This is a genomic window from Bradyrhizobium sp. sBnM-33 (assembly GCF_032917945.1).
In the GTDB taxonomy this organism is placed as follows: Bacteria; Pseudomonadota; Alphaproteobacteria; order Rhizobiales; family Xanthobacteraceae; genus Bradyrhizobium.
The window spans coordinates 7,825,634-7,842,049 of record NZ_CP136624.1 but is presented as its reverse complement, the minus strand read 5'-3'; the positions used below and the strand labels follow the sequence as shown (position 1 = coordinate 7,842,049).

The window sequence follows — 16,416 nt, the reverse complement described above, 5'->3', positions numbered from 1 at the left end:
GTGATGAGGAATTTCCATTTCGCCGGCCGCTCCACGGTCCATGCCCAGAATGCGATGGTGGCAACGTCGCATCCGGAGGCCGCGTTGACCGCGATCGACGTGATGCGGGCAGGCGGCACGGCGGCGGACGCCGCAGTGGCGGCCTGCGCGCTGCTCGGGGTCATCGAGCCGCAATCGACCGGCATCGGGGGCGATTGCTTCGCGCTGATCCAGCCCAAGGGCGAAGGCAAGATCGTTGCCTATAACGGCTCCGGTCGTGCGCCGATGGCGGCCAAGGCCGAATGGTACCTTGAACGCAAGATCCATTCGGTACCGCTGACCTCAGCCCATGCGGTGAGCATTCCCGGCGCGATCGACGCCTGGGAGACCATCCTGCGCGACCACGGCAAGATGGGACTCGACACGCTTCTGCAGCCGGCGATAAAGGCCGCAGAGCGAGGCTACGTCGTCGCGCCCCGTATTGCTTTCGACTGGAAGAACCAGTTCGAGAAGCTGAAGAACGGCACCAACACCGAGCGCTACTTGCTGCCGCAGGGCAAGCCGGCGGTCGCCGGCGACGTGATCCACCAGCCCGAACTCGGTAAGACCCTGCGTGCGATCGCCAAGAACGGCCGCGATGCGTTCTACACCGGCGAAATCGCCGAGGACATGGTCGAGACCTTGCGCGGCATCGGCGGCCTGCACACGATGGAGGATTTCGCCGCACATTCGACCGAGACGACATCGCCGATCGGCACGATGTATAAGGATCACGACGTCTGGCAGTGCCCGCCGAACGGTCCCGGCATCACCATGCTGGTGATGCTGAACATCCTCTCCCGCTTCGATCTGACGAAATTCGCGCCGCTCAGCGTCGAGCGTTTCCATCTCGAGGCGGAAGCCGCGCGCATTGCCTACATGATGCGTGAGCAGCATATCGCTGATCCCCAACATGTTCATGTCGACGTCGCTGGCATCCTCGCAAAGGAGTTCGCCGACGAGCACATCAGAAACATCAGGATGGACCGGCTGCTCGATCTGCCCAACGTTGCGCCGCCGATGAATCCATCCACCGTCTACATCACCGTGGTCGACAAGGATCGCAACGTCTGTTCGTTCATCAACTCGATCGCGCATTCCTTTGGTTCGGCGATCGTTTCCAACAAGACCGGCATCCTCCTGCAGAACCGAGCCGGCGGCTTCCGGATTCAGCCCGGCCATCCCAACTGCATCGCGCCGGGCAAGCGGCCGCTGCACACCATCATCCCGTCGCTCGCGACCAAAAACGGCCGCGCGGTGATGCCGTTCGGCGTGATGGGGGGCCAGTATCAGCCGGTGGGGCAGACCCACGTGCTGACCAACATTCTGGACTATGGCTGCGATGTGCAGGAAGCCATCGATATGCCGCGCGGCCTGCATTACGAGGGCGTCTACCAGCTTGAGGACAGCGTGCCGGCCGAGATCGTCGAGGGCCTGAAGAAGATCGGCCACAAGACCACCAGCGTGGTTGGTCCGCTCGGCGGCGGCCAGGCGATCTGGATCGACTGGGACAAGGGCACGCTGACCGGCGGTTCCGATCCCCGCAAGGACGGTTGCGCGCTGGGCTACTGAGCGTCTAGAAGCTCCATCTCTCCAGAAAGAGGTTCAATAGATGCGCTTCTCGCGACGCACGATCTTCCGGACCGCCTTTGCCGCCATGGCAGCCGCGGTTTCCACACCCGCTGCCATCAGGATGGCATCGGCCCAGACCGCAGGAAAACCCATGACCACAGCTTCAGGCTTGCAGATCATCGACAGCAAGGTCGGCACCGGCGCCTCGCCCAAGTCTGGCCAGACCTGCGTCATGCATTATACCGGCTGGCTCTACGAGAACGGCCAGAAGGGCAAGAAGTTCGATTCTTCCGTCGATCGTAACGAGCCGTTCGAGTTCAAGATCGGCCAGCGCCAGGTGATCGCCGGCTGGGATGAAGGCGTCGCATCGATGAATGTCGGCGGCAAGCGCACCTTGATCATTCCCCCCGCGCTTGGTTACGGCGCGCGCGGCGCCGGCGGCGTCATTCCGCCGAACGCGACGCTGATATTCGACGTCGAGTTGCTGGCGGTGAAGTAGCCGCACATTACGAGGGAGCGCATCGTGAAGGTCTCGATCCTCGACGATTATTTCGACACGCTGCGCACCCTCGACTGTTTCCGCAAGCTGGCCGAGCATGACGTTACGGTCTGGAACGATCACGTCCAAGATGTTGATGTTCTTGCCGACCGCCTGCGTGAGACTGAGGCGCTGGTCCTGATCCGGGAGCGGACGCAGATTCGCACGCCGCTGCTGGAGCGCTTGCCGAAGCTAAAACTGATCAGCCAGCGCAGCGTCTATCCGCATATCGATATCGATACCTGCACCCGGCTTGGCATCGTCGTGTCGTCGAGCCAACACGCCGATACGCCGTCCTATGCGACCGCCGAATTTACCTGGGGCTTGATCCTGGCGGCGATGCGCGCCATTCCGCAGCAGATGGGGGCGCTTAAGGCCGGCAAATGGCAGATCGGCGTCGGCCACACGCTGCGTGGCAAGACGCTCGGCATTTATGGCTATGGGCGGATCGGCGCCGTCGTCGCCGGCTACGGCAAGGCGTTCGGCATGAACGTGCTGGTATGGGCGCGCGAACCGGCCATGGCGAAAGCCCGTGCCGACGGATACGAGACCGCCGCGAGCAAGGCTGATTTCTTCGAACGATGCGACGTGCTTTCGCTGCACATGCGGCTCGTCGAAGCCACGCGCGGCATCGTGAAAGCAGAAGATCTCGCGCGCATGAAGCCGTCGGCGCTTCTGGTCAACACCAGCCGCGCGCCGCTGATCGAGCCGAACGCGCTGGTGAACGCGCTGCGGGCCGGACGTCCGGGCATGGCGGCGGTGGACGTCTACGAAAAGGAGCCGCTTCGCGACGTCAACGATCCGCTTCTGAACATGGACAACGTGGTCTGCACACCGCATCTTGGCTACGTCTCGCGCGACGAATACGAAATCCAGTTCACCGATATCTTCGATCAGATCGTTGCCTATGCCGCCGGAACACCGACGAATGTCGTCAATCCGGATGTGATGTCCAGACGGCGTTGAATAGGCCGGGTGCGCCCGGCCATGACGAAAACCGGGACGCCTATGCGCCGCCGGCTCCCTTAATCTTCTGGTTTGCGGGCCCGGTTTTCGATACCGTTCGGGACAAACGATATTTCGAGAAGGCGCCCAATGACCGGCACGCATGACCACACCCATTCGCACCATTCTCACGATCACGACGAGCGCTGGAAGCATGACGGCGTCCGCGTGATTCCCGGCAATCAGCTCGATCCCAACGTGCCTTCGACCGCAGGCATGGACCGCAAGGCCGCGATCAATTTCGCCCGCGTCGGCGCGCAGAAATTGTGGGCGGGCACGGTGACGATCCGGCCCGATGCCAAGACCGGCGCGCATCATCACGGCCATCTCGAAAGCATCATCTATGTCGTGAAGGGCAAGGCGCGGATGCGCTGGGGCGAATATCTGCAGTTCACCGCTGAAGCCGGGCCGGGCGATTTCATCTTCGTGCCGCCCTATGTGCCGCACCAGGAGATCAACGCCAGCCGCGACGAAGTGCTGGAATGCGTGCTGGTGCGTTCTGACGGCGAGGCGGTGGCGATCAATCTCGACATCGAGCCGGTGGAAAAGCCGGAGACCGTGCTCTGGGTCGATCCCGTGCACCGGGATCCCGCCGAGAAGAAGTGACGATTGCAACGTTACCTGGCATCGCCGCCGCTTGAGAGAATCCCATGACGCTAGTTCGCTACGAGAGCACGGGCCACGTCGCCACGATCACGATGGATCGTAGATCCTCGCACAACGCGCTCAACAACGCCTTGTGCGACGAACTGCGACAGGCCTGGCAGCGTTTTCACGACAGCGACGATCGCGTGGCGGTGCTCGCCTCCTCGGAGGAGGCGTATTTCTCGGTAGGCGCCGACGTGAAGGATCTCCCCGTCAACATGTGGCACGCGGTGCCTGGCTTGGGCGTTGAACTGGATAAGCCCGTCATTGCCGCAACTTCGGGCTGGGTCGTCGGCGGCGCCTTCGTGCTGGTGCAGATGGCCGACATGTGCGTGGCGTCGGAGACGACGCGCTTCATCTATCCCGAGGGCAAGATCGGCACCACGGCGGGCGGCGTCTCCTCGGTGATGGCGCGCATGCCGCACAAGATTGCGATGGAATTCCTGCTGGTCGGTGAGGAAATGTCGGCGGAGCGGGCCTATCAGATCGGCTTCGTCAACAAGGTCGCGCCGAAGGGGCAGCATGTCGTGCTCGCCTAGGAGATGGCCGCAAAAATCGCCGCCAACGCGCCGCTGGTGGTCCGGGCGCTAAAGAAGCTTGCCCGCGATGCGATGCCGAAGGGGCCGCTGGAGACGGTTGCCGAGGTGCGCCGGCTGCTCGACGTCGTGCGCGACAGCGACGACCTCAAGGAAGGCGTCAAGGCGTTCGCCGAGAAGCGCAAGCCTGACTTCAAGGGCAGGTAGCGACCATTCGCCGCCGGGTTCCGGTGAACGCGCGCCAACTCGCCGCCAGAAAAATAGTTTGAAACGAGATGTCGGACTTGTCTCCATTCGTTCGTTCTAGGTCCGAACCCCGCGAAAAGGAGCCCATCATGGCTAAAATGATCTTCGTCAATCTTCCTGTCAGCGATCTCGCCCGCTCGACTGCCTTCTACCAGGCGATCGGCGGCGAAAAGAATCCGCAGTTCTCCGATGATACGGCGTCCTGCATGGTGTTTTCCGACACGATCTACGTCATGCTGCTGACGCACGACAAATACCGCCAGTTCACCCCAAAGAAGATCGCCGACGCCAAGGCCACCAGCCAGGTTCTGATTTGCCTTTCGGCCGACAGCCGTGAGGCGGTGGACGACATGGTCAGCAAGGCGCAAGGCGCGGGCGGCGGCGCCGATCCGGGCCCGAAGCAGGATTACGGCTTCATGTACGGCCGCAGTTTTGAAGATCCCGACGGTCATCATTGGGAAGTGATGTGGATGGACGTCGCGGCCGCAACCGCTGCGCAGTCCGCCACGGCCGCCGCCTGATATCGAGTTGGGAATCGTCAGGCGCGATATCGAAAGACTGAAGCGCGCATGAAGAGCGCGGCGTAGCGGACTTCGTAGGGTGAGCAAACGGCGCAAGCGCGCCTTTGCCACCCTGCACCTCTGTTAGACCTCCTCCTCAGGAGCGCTCATCGCGCGCGTCTCGACGGATGAATGGCACCTCGTGGTTCGAGACGGCGCTAAAGCGCCTCCTCACCACGAGGGTTTAATGGTGTGGTCGAAGGTCCGGCGACGCGGAGCACTTCATCCTTGACGACGGCCGCGTGGCCAACGCGCGTTTGCGCGTACGCTGGAGCTATCAACGCAGCAATCAGGCCAACCAACCTCTGACAGCGAATAAGAGCAGTTACAGAAATTCATTTCAAAACCGATTATCCCGACATGGCACCGGGTCGCACGCGTTTCGATGTGGCAGAATTATCACTCGCGCGGCTTACTCGCCCGGCGGGTTAGTGACTGCGAAATCGAAACGCGTTCAATGCGATGGACTTAAAAATCCGGAGCCATCACACTCAATCTCTCCGCAATGTCATCTCGTCCCTCATTCTGTGACAGATCGTCCGTGAAGCCAGCAACTCGATCATTTTCTGTTCTGCCCGGTTCGATGATGCGCACGGCTATCATCGCGGCAGCCGTTTTTGCTCTCTCGCACTTCGCGATGCTGATCGGCGTCACCGCGCCGGAAAAATTCTATTTCGACGAGGTGCATTACGTCCCGGCGGCGCGGCAGATACTCGAGCCGGTGATGCGAGAGCCGATGCTCAATCCGATGCATCCACCGCTCGCCAAGCAGTTCATCGCCCTGTCGATCCATTCATTCGGCGACGGACCGCTGGGCTGGCGCTATCCCGCCGTATTGTTCGGATCGCTTGCCATTGTTGCGGTGTATCTGTGCGGTCTGGCGCTGTTCGCTGCCCAAGGTCCGGCGATTGCGGCGAGCCTGCTCGCCTTTTTCAACCAGATGCTGTTCGTGCAATCGCGGATCGCGATGCTGGATATTTTCGCGCTCGCTTTCGGCCTGTTCGCCATCGCCGCATTCATGCATGGCTTTCGAAGAGAGCGGCCGCATCTGTGGTTCGCGCTTGCCGGGATCGGCTTTGGCTTGTCGGCCGGCTGCAAATGGAGCGGGCTGTTCGCACTAGCGGTCTGCATCACCATCGTCGCCGTGATCGGCTTGATGCAAAGCTGGCGCACTCAATTCGCGGATCCCCAGCCGGAGGATTGGTACTGGCCCGATCTCTGGCCCAATTTCAAGGCCTGGCATTTCGCCGTCTGCTTCGTACTTGTTCCAGCCGTCGTTTATCTCGCCACCTTCATTCCGCTCTACGGATTGTCGGTCTCGGATATTCTGCAGGCGCAACGACGCATCTTCAGCGATAACACGACGAGTGCGATTGCAGGCCACACCTATATGAGTTCATGGCCATCCTGGCCCTTCCTGGTGCGCCCGGTCTGGTATCTCTTCGACAAGGTCGACGAAGACCATATTGCCGCCGTGGTCTTCCTCGGCAACCCGCTGATCCTGTGGCCGGCGCTGATTGCGGTTGCCGTCTGCCTGCGCGACTGGATCGTGACGCGGCGCGTCGACGCCTTCCTGATACTGGCGTTCTATTGCGGCCCATACCTCGCATGGGCGTTGCTGCCGCGAACGCTCGGCTTCATCTATTATTATCTGCCGGCCGCGACTACAGCGAGCCTTGCGCTGGTGTATGCCTTGAAACGCGGCAGCATGCCCGGTTGGCTGCTATGGGTCTATGTCGCAATCGGCTTTGCCAGCTTTATCGCAATGTTGCCGATATCGGCCGCGTTCATAGGCACTTCGATGGCGACGTTCAGCCGCCTGATGATCTTCCAGAACTGGATTTGAGGCGGCACCTCTCCCGCTTGAGGAAGGTCGGATCGCATCGCCAGATGTGATCGGGTGGGGAAACTCTATCGATTCGGACAGTGCGACTCGCGGCGAGACCCCACCGTGGCCGATGCTTCGCATCGGCCTTTCTTGAAGAGCGGCGGCTGCGGGTCGCCTATGCCCCGCAGCGAGAGAGGGAGAGCGCCTGCCGCTGGCGGCAGGCGGACCGGCTTTCAAGACCTCATCTTTCAAAACCTCACTTGGAGGCGGTCTTGCTATCCATGTTGACGACCTGAACGCGGCGGTTGGTGGGGTCCATCGGCGCGTTCGCATCCTTCGGCTTGGTCTCGCCGTAACCAACGGTCACGAGATTGGAACCGACGATGCCGTACTTCTCGGTCAGGTACTTCTTGATCGTATCAGCGCGGCGTTCGGAAAGATCCTGGTTGTAGGCCTCGCCGCCGATCGCGTCGGTATGACCGGCGACCACGAAGGTCGACCCCTTCAGGCTCGAATCGGAGAGCGCCTTGCCGAGCTCCTGCACCGCGGAAACCGAATGCTTGCTGATGTCGGCTGAATTGTAGTCGAACTGAATTTCGAGGTCGATCTTCGGCTTGCTCGCGGCAAGTTCCGCGATTTCCTGGCGCTCGCCGAGCGACAGCGAGCGGGTCTTGCGGTTGCGTAGCGTGTCGACGAAGCTGACTTCCTTGGCCTTTGCGGCAGCATCCACCGGCTGCTGCGGGCCGGCCGAGAGGCCGCGGGTCGCGCCGGGCTTCGGTTTCAGGGCATCCAGAATTTTGTCGGCTGAGACGGTGTCGCCGGCGACCGCCAGCCCCGCCGTCATCGACAGCGCGGCGCTGATAGTCATGATCGAAAGAGAGCGGGTCATTATCTTAATCCTCACTGTTAACGCCTGCAAACTGGCGTGCATGACGTTTTGATGCTGCGACGATAGAACGGGTTCAAAGCAGGCAATGTGATTCAAATCACATTGGGAAACGCTGCCGTTCCGGGCCTCATCGAACGTGCCGGAAGCCCTGATGTCGAAGTCCAGAGTGGTGACGCCGGAGGTCGCGGCGCTAGCTACGCTGTCGTCACTGAACGGTCCCAGCACGTTGCAATGACGCTTCGCCGGATAGCGGGCCGGTCCGTCACTTCCCTCCGCTGATTTCGGAAAAGAAAAAGCGGGTCGTCGCGCCAGCGCCGATCTGTGGACAACAAATCGGCCAGATGCGCGTCTAGCAAAACTACTCACAGAAAAATCTGAAGAAGAATTCGTTCGGGGCAACCAAACGGGCGGGGCGGGTGTTACAGTCAGTCAAGCGTCAGCGTGAGTATCTGGGTCATCGCACCAGCGCATCTGCCGGTTCCGGAAGTTCAATGCCAACACTGATCGGCGGGGCGATGATCGCCGCTGCAATCTTGCTGTCGACGCTGATCAGCGCGCTCGGCAGCCGCTATGTCGGGTTCGAAAGCCCGACGGAGGAGAGCGCGTGGCTGGTCGATCGCCTCACGGGCCATGTCTACAAATGCCATGCGCCGCAGCCCGGTCGCGCCTCCTGCGAGGCCGAGATCGCAACCGGCAGCGTCGGAGAGCGGCAGAAGCAGTGAGGTGAGTTCGCGCGGCGATCAGGGAACCCGGGGGCTCCCCACGCGCGCGAATCCCGCTACATTGCCGTGCGATGCCCCGCGCGACTAAACCCCATCCTCTGACCAAGCTTGAGGCCCGGCGAATCTGGCTGCACGCCCAACGGCTCGACACCAGCGAACCGTTTGGCGCCGGACCGCAGGCGGTGGCGGCTGCGGTGGACCATCTCGGCTATGTCCAGATCGATACCATCCACGTCATCGAGCGCTGCCATCACCACATTCTCTATAGCCGCATCCCGGCTTACGCCCGCGCCGACCTGCGCCAGGCGCAGAGCGTCGACAAGAGCGTGTTCGAATACTGGACCCACGCGCTGTCCTATGTGCCGGCGAAGGATTTTCGCTTCTTCGTTCCGGCGATGCGAGAGCACCGGCGCGAAGGCCACCGGTGGTTTGCTTCCGTCAAGCCGGAGGACACCCGCAAGGTGATGCGGCTGTTGCGGCGCGACGGCGCGCTCACCATCCGCGACATCGAGGATGACATTCTGGCCGAGAAGGAGCATCTCTGGCAGAGCCGAAAGCCCTCGAAACGGGCGCTGCAGCTTGCCTTCTACACCGGCGAGGTGACGATCTCCGAACGCACCGGCATGCTCAAGACCTACGAGCTGATGACGCGGCATTTCGGTTGGGACAAGCCGCCGAAGCCGGCGACCTCGGCGGAGATCACCGCCTACGTGCTGGACCGCGCGCTTCGCTCGCAAGGCGTCATCAGCCTGGATTCCGTCTGCCATCTCGATGCGCCGAGCAAGCCGGCGGTGCGGCGCTTGATCGAGGCGCGGGTGCGGCGCAAGGAACTGGTGCAGGTCGCGCTCGAAGGCGCCGGCAAGCAGGAGCACTGGACGCGGCCGGAAGTGCTGGAGGTGAATCCGCCGGCGGTTTTAGGCGATGGCCTGGTGCACATTCTCTCGCCGTTTGATCCGCTGATCATCCAGCGCAAGCGCACCGAACTGTTCTTTGACTACGGCCATCGCTTCGAGGCCTATGTGCCGAAGGAGAAGCGTCTGTTCGGCTATTTCGCGCTGCCAGTGCTGGTCGGCGAAGACATCGTCGCCGCCATCGATCTCAAAACCGATCGCCACAACAAGAAACTCCTGATGCAGAAATGGAGCTGGGTCGGCAAGGGTGCGGCGAGGGCGGCGCGCAAGGACTACAAGCGGCGCATTGAAGAAGAGCTGGATCGCTTCGAGCGCTTTCAGCTGGGGGAGTAGCGTTTGCGTTCGGGAACCCGACTCCGCCTCATCAGTTAGTTCCATGGATCACAGCCCCGGAGGGCGACATGGACAAGGACAAATCGGTTCTGGAGAAATTCACCGACACGGTGAAGGAGATTGCGAACACCGCAACGGAAGCTGCCGGCCAGGCACTGAAAGCCGACGAGCCGGGCTTGAAGGCCGATGAACGCGCGGCTGCCTATGTGCCGCTTGCTGCCGATGGTCTCGTGTCCGATCCGCTGATGGCGCCGCCGGTCGCAGCCGCGCCCGCACGGCGGAAGCGCACAACGAAACAGCGGCGCAGCGCGCCGGCGGCCAGGGCCACGAAAACCAGAGCTGCCAAGTCTCGAGCTGCCAAGACTCGAGCTGACAAGTCTCGAACTGCGGCTGCCAAGACTCGAACTGCGAAGGCTCGAACCGCCCGAGCTGCGAAGGCCGGAGCCGCCAAGACTAGAACCGCACGGGCGCGGAGCGCCAAGAAGACGGCGAAAGGGTCGGCCGCAAGGAAATCGAGCAGCCAGAAATCAAGGCCGGCGAGTAAGGCCGCGAGCAGCGCGAAGAAGGCCACCGCAAAGAAGTCTCGCAAGAAAGCTCGACGTGCTTGATGCGCGGATAGCGGGCGAGGCGAAAGCCGCATGGCCGGATGGAGGAGTGCTCCAGTCCGGCATTCGACGCGAGGCCTCTCTGAGCTTCGCTGTGCCGGCTAAGAGCGGGCCGGTCGGGAGGCATTCCCCTTGGGAAGTGATTACCTCTTAACCCGATCTTCCTTCACGAATTCATGATTAGTGACGAATATTGACATTCATCAGTCGCCATTCAATACTCTTCATCAGTGTCCGCGATGGAGAGTTCGATGTTCGCCCGATCCATTTTTTCTAGCTATTACAGGCTCTTGACGGGAGCTTTTTTGGCATTCGCGGTGTTCGTGCTGGCTGGCTGCAATGAAAAAGCAGCCGAAACGGCCGCTCTTGGGCGCCCGGTTCTGGTTGCCACCGTGCACTATGCCGCCGAGACGCCGGAACGCAGCTTCGTTGGCACGATACGTCCCCGGATTGAGACCGACATGGGTTTTCGCGTCCCCGGCAAGGTTGCCCGGCGTCTGGTCGAGGTCGGCCAGACCGTGGACGTCGGCCAGCCGCTCGCCACCCTTGATGAGGTCGATCTGAAGCTGCAGGCCGAACAGGCCGAGGCCGAATTCCGCGCCGCCACCGGCGTGCTGGCGCAGGCCAGCGCCTCCGAGCAGCGCGCCAAGGATCTGCGCGCCAAGGGCTGGACCACGGATGCGCAAATGGATCAGAGCCGCGCCGCTGCCGACGAAGCGCGGGCGCGCTTCAATCGCGCCGAGCGGCAGGTCGAACTCACCAAGAATTCGCTGTCCTATGCGACGCTGGTCGCCGATACCCGCGGCGTGGTCACCGCGACCCTGATTGAGCCCGGCCAGGTCGTCGCCGCCGGCCAGACGGCGGTGCGCGTCGCCCGCTTTGCCGAGAAGGAGGCGGTGGTCGCGATTCCCGAGACGCTGGTCGGCCGTGCCAAGTCCGGCACCGCCACCGTGACGCTGTGGTCGGATTCGGAAAAGAAATATGCCGCGAAGTTGCGCGAGATCGCGCCTTCGGCTGATCCGGCGACGCGGACCTACCTTGCCAAGTTCTCGCTGCCGGATGCCGACGACAAAGTCTCGCTTGGCATGACCGCCACGCTGACGCTGGCTGATGCCGCCAGCGAGCGCGTGGCAAAACTGCCGCTGTCGGCGCTGTTCAGCCAGGGCAGCAATCCCTCGCTCTATATCGTCGACGATTCCGGCGCGATTACGCTCAAGCCGGTCGTCGTGAAATCCTATGAGAGCAATTCCGTCGTGATCTCTGGCGGTGTTCCTGAAGGCGCCAAGGTGGTTGCGCTCGGCGTGCAGAAGCTCGATCCGGCCCAGAAGGTCCGGGTGGTCTCGTCGCTGTCGTTCTGATGCGTGGTCGGTGATAACGGATATCGTCGGAGAGAGTGACATGAAGCGCTTCAATCTTTCGGGCTGGGCGGTGAGCCATCCGACCCTGATCCTGTTCCTGATGATCGCGCTCGGCGTCGCCGGCTTCTTCTCCTATCAGCGGCTCGGCCGCGCCGAGGACCCATTCTTCACCGTGAAGGTGGTGAACGTTTCCGCGATCTGGCCGGGCGCGACCGCGCAGGAGATGCAGACGCAGGTCGCCGACCCCATCGAGAAGAAGCTGCAGGAATTGCCGTTCTTCGAGAAGGTACAGACCTATTCCAAGCCGTCGTTCACGGCAATGCAGGTCACCTTCAAGGATTCGACGCCGCCGAAGGACGTGCCCTATCTGTTTTATCTGTTGCGCAAGAAACTCGCCGACGTGCAGGGCCAGTTGCCCGCAGGGCTGCTCGGGCCGAACGTCAACGACGAATTCTCCGACGTCGATTCCATTCTCTACATGATGACCGGCGACGGTGCCGACTACGCGCAATTGAAGAAGGCCGCCGAAGGCATGCGCCAGCGCCTGTTGAAGGTTTCCGGCGTCACCAAGGTCAATCTCTACGGCACCCAGGACGAACGCATCTTCGTCGAATTCTCCCACGCCAAGCTCGCAACGCTCGGCATCACGCCGCAGGCGCTGTTCGATTCGCTCGCCAAACAGAACAACGTCACGCCCGCTGGCACGGTGGAAACCTCCTCGCAGCGCGTGCCGCTGCGCGTCACCGGCGCGCTCGACGGCGCCAAGGCTGTCGCGGAAACCCCGGTCGAAAGCAACGGCCGCGTGTTCCGGCTCGGCGATATCGCAACCGTCAGCCACGGCTTCGTTGATCCCCCGACCTTCGTCGCCCGCCAGGAAGGCAAGCCTGCGATCGGCATCGGCGTCGTCACCACCAAGGGCGCCAACATCCTGGAACTCGGCAAGGAAGTCGAGAAGGCGACTAACGATTTCATGAAAGCCGTGCCGCAGGGCATCGAGGTCGAGCAGATCGCCGACCAGCCAAAGGTGGTCGAGCGCGCCGTCGGCGAGTTCGTGCATTCCTTCATCGAGGCCCTCGCGATCGTGCTGTTCGTCTCGTTCGTCGCGCTCGGTTGGCGCACGGGCATCGTTGTCGCGATGTCGGTGCCGCTGGTGCTGGCGATTGTTTTCATCGTCATGAACGCGATGTCGATCGACCTGCACCGCATCACGCTCGGCGCGCTGATTATTGCGCTCGGCCTTCTGGTCGACGACGCCATCATCGCGGTCGAAATGATGGTGGTGAAAATGGAACAGGGCTGGGACCGCGTCCGCGCAGCGTCCTTTGCCTGGGAATCAACTGCGTTTCCGATGCTCACGGGAACGCTGGTCACGGCCGCTGGCTTCCTCCCCATCGGCTTTGCCAATTCGGCGGTCGGCGAATATGCCGGCGGCATCTTCTGGATCGTGGCGATCTCGCTGGTCGCCTCCTGGTTCGTCGCGGTGATCTTCACGCCTTATCTTGGCGTCAAGCTGTTGCCCAACATTGCCGTCCACCACAACCACGATCCGCACGCGATCTACGAGACGCGGATGTATCGAGGCTTGCGCGCCGTGGTGCACTGGTGCGTCGATCACCGGATCAAGGTCGTGGCGGCGACGGTCGGCGTGTTCGCGCTGTCGATCGTGGGCTTCGGCTACGTGCAGCAGCAGTTCTTCCCGCTTTCCGAACGGCCTGAGCTGTTCCTGCAGTTGCGCCTGCCCGAAGGCACCGCCTTCAACGTCACTGAAAAGTCCGTCAAGAAGGCCGAGGCGCTCTTGAAGGACGATAAGGATATCGCGACCTACACCGCCTATGTCGGTCAGGGTTCGCCGCGCTTCTGGCTCGGCCTCAATCCGCAACTGCCCAACGAGGCCTTTGCCGAGATCGTGATCGTCTCCAAGGACGTCGAGGCCCGTGAGCGGATCAAGGCGCGGCTGGAGAAGGCGGTCGCCGAGGGCGAACTGTCCGAAGCGCGCGTTCGCGTCGACCGCTTCAATTTCGGCCCGCCGGTCGGTTTCCCCGTCCAGTTCCGCGTGATCGGCCCCGATGCCAACACCGTGCGCGACATCGCCTACAAAGTCCGCGATGTCATGAAGCAAAATCCCAACGTCGTGGAGCCGCAACTCGACTGGAACGAGCAGTCGCCTTACCTGAAGCTTGTGGTCGATCAGGACCGGGCGAGGGCGCTCGGCCTCACCCCGCAGGACGTCTCGCAGGCGCTCGCCATGCTGATCTCCGGTGCGCCGGTCACTACCATCCGCGACGGCATCGAGAAGGTCGGCGTGGTCGCGCGCGCGGTACCGTCGGAGCGGCTGGATCTCGGCCGCGTTGGCGAGCTGACCGTGACGTCGCGCAACGGCGTCGCCGTGCCGCTGCAGCAGATTGCCAGGATCGAATATTCCCATGAGGAACCGATTATGTGGCGGCGCAACCGCGATATGGCGATTACGGTGCGGACCGACGTCGTCGACGGCGTCCAGGCGCCTGACGTCACCAACCAGATCTGGCCGAAGCTGAAGGAAATCCGTGACCATCTCGAGCCGGCCTACCGGATCGAGCCCGGCGGCGCGTTCGAGGAATCCGAAAAGGGCAACGCCTCGATCGCCCTGCTGTTTCCGCTGATGGCGCTGGTGATGCTCACCCTGCTGATGATCCAGTTGCAGAGCTTCTCGCGCCTGATCCTGGTGTTCCTGACCGCGCCGCTCGGCATCGTCGGCGCCTCGCTCGGCCTCAATATTGCCAACCAGCCGTTCGGCTTCGTGGCGCTGCTCGGACTGATCGCGCTGGCCGGCATGATCATGCGCAACGCCGTCATCCTGGTCGATCAGATCGAGGCCGACGTTTCCCAAGGCCTGACGCGGAAGGAAGCCATCGTCGAAGCCACCGTCCGGCGCGCCCGGCCTGTGGTGCTGACGGCGCTGGCGGCGATCCTGGCCATGATCCCGCTGTCGCGCTCCGCCTTCTGGGGGCCAATGGCGATCACCATCATGGGCGGCTTGTTTGTTGCAACCTTCCTGACCTTGCTGTACCTGCCGGGCCTTTACGCCCTGTGGTTCAGAAAGAGCCTGGAAGAAAGCGGTCAGGCCGAGCAGCCCGATCTTGCGGCGCAACATCAGGCCAAGGAGCATCCCAAGGGTCCGCACGCAATTCCGCTTGCCGACGCCGCAGAATAATTGAACATTGAGAGCTGACATGACGCTGATTTCGGAACACATCGAGACTGACACCCGCGAGAAGATCCTCGTGGTGGCGGAGCGTCTGTTCAGGCAGATCGGCTACCAGAAGACGACGGTCGCCGACATCGCCAAGGAACTGCGGATGAGCCCCGCCAACGTCTATCGCTTCTTCGATTCGAAGAAGGCGATCCATGAGGGCGTGGCGCGAACCCTGATGGGCGAGGTCGAGGTCGAAGCGCAAAGGATCGCGCAGGCGGCGGGGCCGGCGTCGGTACGCCTCCGCGAGCTTATGAAGACCGTCAATCGCATGAACACCGAGCGCTATGTCGGCGATTCCAAGCTGCACGAGATGGTCGAGATCGCGATGCAGGAGGACTGGGACGTCTGCGTCGCCCATATGCTGCTGATCACGGAGACCATCGGCAGCGTGATCGCCCAAGGCGCGGCCACAGGTGAATTCGAGGTCGCCGATGTGCCGCTGGCCGCGATGTGCGCCTGCACTGGCATGATGCGGTTCTTCCACCCGCAGATGATCGCCCAATGCGCCACCAAGCCCGGCCCCACGATCGACCAGATGATCGACTTCGTCATCGCGGGTCTTTCGCCGCACGCCAAGGCGAATTGAGCTCTCCGCCACTTGACTCCACCCTCATTGCGAGCGAAGCGACTTGTCCGCCGTAGCTTTAGCGAAGGCGGAAGCAATCCATTGGCTCCGCGCGGGGCGGCATGGATTGCTTCGTCGCTTTCGCTCCTCGCAATGACGGAAGAGTCCACGCGTGACCACCAAAGACCTGCATTTCTACGAGCCGAAGAACGGCCACGGCCTCAAGCACGACCCCTTCAACGCCATCATCGCGCCGCGCCCGATCGGGTGGATTTCCTCGCGCGATGGCAAGGGAAGCATCAATCTGGCGCCTTACAGCTTCTTCAACGCCTTCTGCTATCACCCGCCGATTATCGGCTTTTCCTCCACCAACTGGAAAGATAGCGCCGGCAATATCCAGGAGACCGGGGAGTTCGTCTGGAATCTCGCCACCATGGATCTGGCGAAGCAGATGAACGCGACGGCGGCCCACGTTGCCGCTGATGTCGATGAGTTCAGGCTCGCCGGCCTTACGGCCGCGTCCTGCAAGCTCGTCAACGTGCCCCGGGTGGCGGAAAGCCCTGTTGCCTTCGAATGCAAGCTGACGCAGATCATCCAGTTGCAGGGCAAGGACGGCGAAAAGGCGCAGGCTTGGCTGACGCTGGGCGAAGTCGTCGCCGTCCACATCGACAAGGCCTTCATCAAGGACGGCGTCTACTAGACCGGCCTCGCCCACCCGATCGTCCGCGCCGGCCGCCGCGGCGACTATTTCGAAATCAAGCCGGAAAACATGTTCGAGATGATCCGACCGGATTAGTCGAATGTAGTCCGGATGGAGCCAACGTGTCGCGCGAATGCGCGCCCCATGGCA

General features: G+C 62.3%; 13 protein-coding genes and 2 pseudogenes. 14 read left to right on the top strand and 1 reads right to left on the bottom strand.

The annotated features are described in order from the left end of the window. Positions 1–3 precede the first annotated feature (3 nt). The 7 genes and pseudogenes from ggt to RX328_RS36695 all read left to right on the top strand — a co-directional run bounded on the left by ggt (position 4) and on the right by RX328_RS36695 (position 6,966). Entirely contained in the window at positions 4–1,590 is a 1,587-nt protein-coding gene (gene ggt, locus RX328_RS36725) for a gamma-glutamyltransferase (protein WP_213249128.1), read from the top strand. Positions 1,591–1,675: 85 nt separating this feature from the next. Then, positions 1,676–2,089: an FKBP-type peptidyl-prolyl cis-trans isomerase gene (locus RX328_RS36720; protein ID WP_249726199.1), complete on the top strand. Its 414-nt coding sequence runs from the start codon at positions 1,676–1,678 to the stop codon at positions 2,087–2,089. A 24-nt stretch (positions 2,090–2,113) separates the two neighbouring features. Next, a complete protein-coding gene (locus RX328_RS36715) occupies positions 2,114–3,094 on the top strand; it encodes a D-2-hydroxyacid dehydrogenase family protein (protein ID WP_213249124.1) in 981 nt (326 codons plus the stop codon). A 129-nt stretch (positions 3,095–3,223) separates the two neighbouring features. Next, positions 3,224–3,739 (top strand): cupin domain-containing protein, encoded by a 516-nt coding sequence (locus RX328_RS36710; protein ID WP_213249123.1) that lies wholly within the window; start codon positions 3,224–3,226, stop codon positions 3,737–3,739. A gap of 44 nt (positions 3,740–3,783) precedes the next feature. Continuing rightward, a pseudogene (locus RX328_RS36705) lies at positions 3,784–4,521 on the top strand (enoyl-CoA hydratase/isomerase family protein). Positions 4,522–4,649: 128 nt separating this feature from the next. After that, positions 4,650–5,081: a VOC family protein gene (locus RX328_RS36700; protein WP_213249121.1), complete on the top strand. Its 432-nt coding sequence runs from the start codon at positions 4,650–4,652 to the stop codon at positions 5,079–5,081. Between the two features lie 622 nt (positions 5,082–5,703). Continuing rightward, on the top strand, positions 5,704–6,966 hold the full coding sequence (locus RX328_RS36695; RefSeq protein WP_213249119.1) for a phospholipid carrier-dependent glycosyltransferase: 1,263 nt from the start codon (positions 5,704–5,706) through the stop codon (positions 6,964–6,966). A gap of 238 nt (positions 6,967–7,204) precedes the next feature. On the opposite strand, the gene RX328_RS36690 is transcribed toward RX328_RS36695, so the two are convergent. Then, positions 7,205–7,837 carry an OmpA family protein gene (locus RX328_RS36690; protein ID WP_213249117.1) on the bottom strand — a complete coding sequence of 211 codons (633 nt, stop codon included), beginning with the start codon at positions 7,835–7,837 and terminating at the stop codon, positions 7,205–7,207. 491 nt (positions 7,838–8,328) lie between these two features. Here RX328_RS36690 and RX328_RS36685 point away from each other — a divergent pair, with 491 nt between their 5' ends. From RX328_RS36685 to RX328_RS36655, 7 genes and pseudogenes are all read left to right on the top strand, one after another. Beyond that, positions 8,329–8,559, top strand: a complete 231-nt coding sequence (locus tag RX328_RS36685; RefSeq protein ID WP_213249115.1) for a hypothetical protein — start codon at positions 8,329–8,331, stop codon at positions 8,557–8,559. A 71-nt stretch (positions 8,560–8,630) separates the two neighbouring features. Beyond that, positions 8,631–9,803, top strand: coding sequence for a winged helix-turn-helix domain-containing protein (locus RX328_RS36680; protein WP_213249114.1), 1,173 nt, complete (start codon positions 8,631–8,633; stop codon positions 9,801–9,803). A 68-nt stretch (positions 9,804–9,871) separates the two neighbouring features. Further along, positions 9,872–10,411: a hypothetical protein gene (locus tag RX328_RS36675; protein ID WP_213249112.1), complete on the top strand. Its 540-nt coding sequence runs from the start codon at positions 9,872–9,874 to the stop codon at positions 10,409–10,411. 248 nt (positions 10,412–10,659) lie between these two features. Further along, positions 10,660–11,766, top strand: coding sequence for an efflux RND transporter periplasmic adaptor subunit (locus tag RX328_RS36670; protein WP_213249110.1), 1,107 nt, complete (start codon positions 10,660–10,662; stop codon positions 11,764–11,766). A gap of 40 nt (positions 11,767–11,806) precedes the next feature. Next, entirely contained in the window at positions 11,807–14,959 is a 3,153-nt protein-coding gene (locus tag RX328_RS36665) for an efflux RND transporter permease subunit (RefSeq protein WP_213249108.1), read from the top strand. A gap of 19 nt (positions 14,960–14,978) precedes the next feature. Beyond that, entirely contained in the window at positions 14,979–15,587 is a 609-nt protein-coding gene (locus tag RX328_RS36660) for a TetR/AcrR family transcriptional regulator (protein WP_213249106.1), read from the top strand. A gap of 151 nt (positions 15,588–15,738) precedes the next feature. Then, positions 15,739–16,362: pseudogene (locus RX328_RS36655) on the top strand (flavin reductase family protein). Positions 16,363–16,416 lie beyond the last annotated feature (54 nt).